Genomic DNA, 3267 nt, shown 5'->3' on the forward strand with positions numbered 1-3267 from the left:
GGGTACCAGCGCACCACCGCACGGTGGCAGCGCCGGACACGTTCCGCGACCATGGCCGGGCCGCGCATGATTTCGCCGGAAATGTCGCCGCTGCCATAGAGGACATGCGAGCAAAAGGCATCAAGCCGGCGGCGCTGCTTCTCGACTCCGCCTTTTCCAGCGACGGCATCTTCTTTCCCGATGCGGCGGTGATGCGCGAAGCGGCGGATCACGTCAAAAAGGCCGGCGGCATCGTCATCGCCGATGAGGTCCAGTCCGGCTTCGGCCGGCTTGGCCAGGGCATGTGGGGCTTCGCAAACTATGGCATCGAGCCTGACATCGTCTCGATGGGCAAGCCGATCGGCGATGGGCACCCGATGGGCGCCGTGCTCGTGCGGCCGCAGCTTGTCGCCTCCTTCGGTTCGAACACCGGCTACTTCAACACCTTCGGCGGCAACCCGGTCGCGGCCGCTGTCGGCCTCGCCGTTCTCGATGTCATCGAAGGCGAGGGGCTGATCGAGAATGCGCGCAATGTCGGCGCCTATACGAGTGAACTGCTGCGCGCCCTGCAGGGCCGGCACGGCGCGGTCGCTGATGTCAGGCACAACGGCCTCTATTTCGGCGTCGAGCTGACGGCGGACGGCGACGAGGCTCTGGCCGCCACCAAGACATCGGCGGTCGTCGAAGCCATGCGCGAGGACGGCGTGCTGATCTCGTCCTGCGGTCCGCGCGGCAATGTGCTGAAGATCAGGCCGCCACTGCCCTTTGCCAGGGACAATGCCGAGCAACTGGCCGAGACGCTCGATCGCGCTCTGTCGAACTGGTGATCGGAGCGGCCCGCGCATGCTGAAGCTCGAACATCAGACCCTGAATGACCGCGCCTATGGCGCGCTCAAGCAGGAGCTGATTTCCGGCGGCTTCAGCCCGGGCCAGGCGCTGGTCATCCGCAAGCTCGCCGAGACGTTCGGCATCTCGACGACACCGATCCGCGAGGCGCTGCAGAGGCTTGTCGCCGAGCGGCTGCTCGAGATGCAGAACAACCGCTCGGTCATCGTGCCGTTGCTGTCCGCGCCTGCCTTCGAGGAGCTGACGCGCATCCGCATCGCCGTCGAGGGACTGGCGGGCGAGATGGCGGCGACCAGGATGAGCGAAAGCGGGCTGGCTGACATCCAGGCGACGCTCGCCGGCATGCAGCGTGCCATTGAGGCCGGCGACGCCAGGGCCTATCTCTCATTGAACGAGGCGTTCCACTTCGCCATCTACCAGCATGCTGGCGCGCCGATCCTTTTGAACATGATCCGCGACCTCTGGGGGCGGGTCGGGCCTTATCTCAAGCTGCTGATGCAGGCCGATCGCTACATCCCGCAGTCCAACGACGCGCATCGCAAGATCGTCGCCGCACTGGAGCAGCGCAGCGGTCCCACTGTGCGGATTTTCATAGAAGAGGACATCGCCGTGGCGGCCGCTGTGCTGTCTGCAAACCTTGACGCTGCCAGGGAGCCGTCGGCCTAGCTCGTCCCGTCCAGCCGGTCGCGCAGCATGCTCCAGCCGAGCAGCATGTTGGGCGCGTGCCGCAGCACGGCGTGGAACGGTATTGGCGCCGGCGGCGCGAAGGGCAGCGGCAGGTCGCGGGCGTCGGTGCCGGCGGCCCAGTCGGCCAGAACCTTGCCCATCGCCGTCGTCATGGCGATGCCGCGCCCGTTGCAGGCGCGACCGGCGATCAGTCCCGGACCGAGGTCGATCAGGTGCGGCAGGAAATCCGGTTCGACCGCTGCCATTCCCGACCAGCTGTAGGCAAGCGGCGGCAGGTCGGGCAGACCGAGATGCCGGCCGAGCCTTCGCCAGATCGTCTGCGGTACGCGCGTATCCGCACCGGCGCCAAGGATATGCATGCCGCCGCTGATCAGCCGGTTTTCGGCGTCGAAGCGGAAGGTGAACAGATTGCGTCTGGTGTCACCGACACCTTGCCCGCCGGGAAGCAATCGGTTGCGCACTTCACGAGGTAGCGGCGCTGTCGCGATCTGGAAGACTTTCAGCGGGAAGTAGGTTCGCTGCAACGACGGATTGAGGGACCAGCCATAGGCGTTGGTGGCGATCAGCACCTTGCCCGCGCGTACCGAGCCAGAGGGCATTTTCAGCATCCAGCCATCGGCTATGCGATCAACCGAGGTGACGCGCGTCTGCTCGAAGATCTTTGCGCCGGCCTTCTCCGCCGCATCGGCCAATCCGCGCGCATAGGCGACCGGATTGAGCACGCCGCCGGAACGGTCCATCCAGCCGCCGACATAGCCTGGCACGCCTGTCAGGGCTTCGACTTCCTGCCGATCCAATGTGACTGCCGGCCGGCCACGCTGTGCCCACTGCCCGGCACGTGACTTGACTTTTTCAAAGGCGGCAGGCGAATGCGCCGGCTGGATCCATCCGTTCTGCACGGCGTCGCAGTCGATGCCGTGCTGCCGGATCAGGCGGAAAACCAGGTCGGCGCTGCCGGCGGCGAAATCGATCAGCCTTTCGCCACGCGATGGTCCGAGATGGGCCAGTATGTCGGCCGGGTCCATCTTGGCGAAGTTCGGCACGACGAAGCCAGCATTCCTGCCGGTTGCGCCCCAGGCGATGAATTCGGCTTCGAGAACGGCGACGGAAAGGCCTTTGCCGGCGGCGTGCAGCGCGGTTGAAAGGCCCGAAAAGCCGCCGCCGACAATGGCCAGGTCGACATCGAGCTTACCCTGCAGCGCCGGCCGTTTGCGGCGGTCGCGGCTGACGGCAAGCCAGAGTGAAGCGCCATGCGCTTCCTGCCGAACCGCGGCATTCATGACGGGGAAACGCTTTTGGCCGTAGTCCCCTTCGTCCGCTTGCCGAGCCAAGGCCGCCGTGGCCTGTCGCCGAACAGCCCGTTCGGCCGGACCAGCAGGATAACGCAGAGCATGACGCCGATGGCGGCGATCTGCAGCGCGGCGGCACGAGCCTGCTGTTCCGGCGGGAACAGGATGCTGGTCAGCGTGCCCGACCCAGCCCATATCGCCCAGACCAGGATGCTGCCGATGACGGCGCCGAGATTGCTGCCCGAGCCGCCCACGATCAGCATCACCCAGACCTGGAAGGTCAGGATCGGCAAATAATTGTCCGGCGCGATGAAGCCGGTGAAATGCGCCTGCAATGCGCCGGCCAGTGCCATGATGGCGCCGCCCACGGCGAAGGCCTGGACGCGATAGAAACGCGCGCTCTTGCCAAGCGAGATCGCCGCCCGCTCATCCTCGCGTAGCGCCTTCAGCACGCGGCCCCACGGGC

The 3267-nt window shown here is 66.3% G+C and carries 3 protein-coding genes and 1 pseudogene; 2 read left to right on the forward strand and 2 right to left on the reverse strand.

The window, feature by feature from the left end; all coding sequences use genetic code 11:
- Together EN884_RS30575 and EN884_RS30580 are read left to right on the forward strand one after the other, a co-directional pair.
- The coding region (locus EN884_RS30575) for an aminotransferase class III-fold pyridoxal phosphate-dependent enzyme (RefSeq protein ID WP_128360931.1) at positions 1-806 on the forward strand (806 nt) is incomplete at its 5' end.
- A gap of 16 nt (positions 807-822) precedes the next feature.
- Positions 823-1491 carry a GntR family transcriptional regulator gene (locus EN884_RS30580; RefSeq protein WP_024502527.1) on the forward strand — a complete coding sequence of 223 codons (669 nt, stop codon included), beginning with the start codon at positions 823-825 and terminating at the stop codon, positions 1489-1491.
- On the opposite strand, the gene EN884_RS30585 is transcribed toward EN884_RS30580, so the two are convergent.
- A complete protein-coding gene (locus EN884_RS30585; RefSeq protein ID WP_063167565.1) occupies positions 1488-2792 on the reverse strand; it encodes an FAD-dependent oxidoreductase in 1305 nt (434 codons plus the stop codon). The two genes, EN884_RS30580 and EN884_RS30585, sit on opposite strands and share 4 nt — an antisense overlap.
- Positions 2789-3267, reverse strand: a pseudogene (locus EN884_RS30590) (branched-chain amino acid ABC transporter permease); the annotation flags it as partial. The gene EN884_RS30585 and the pseudogene EN884_RS30590, both read right to left, overlap by 4 nt.

It is taken from the genome of Mesorhizobium sp. M7A.F.Ca.AU.001.01.1.1 (genome assembly GCF_004022735.1).
Classification (GTDB): domain Bacteria; phylum Pseudomonadota; class Alphaproteobacteria; order Rhizobiales; family Rhizobiaceae; genus Mesorhizobium; species Mesorhizobium ciceri.

What these genes read in the sequence shown, in the direction of transcription:
- EN884_RS30580 (WP_024502527.1), top strand. Translation starts at nt 823, where the DNA reads ATGCTGAAGCTCGAACATCAGACCCTGAATGACCGCGCCTATGGCGCG.
- EN884_RS30585 (WP_063167565.1), bottom strand. Translation starts at nt 2,792, where the DNA reads ATGAATGCCGCGGTTCGGCAGGAAGCGCATGGCGCTTCACTCTGGCTT.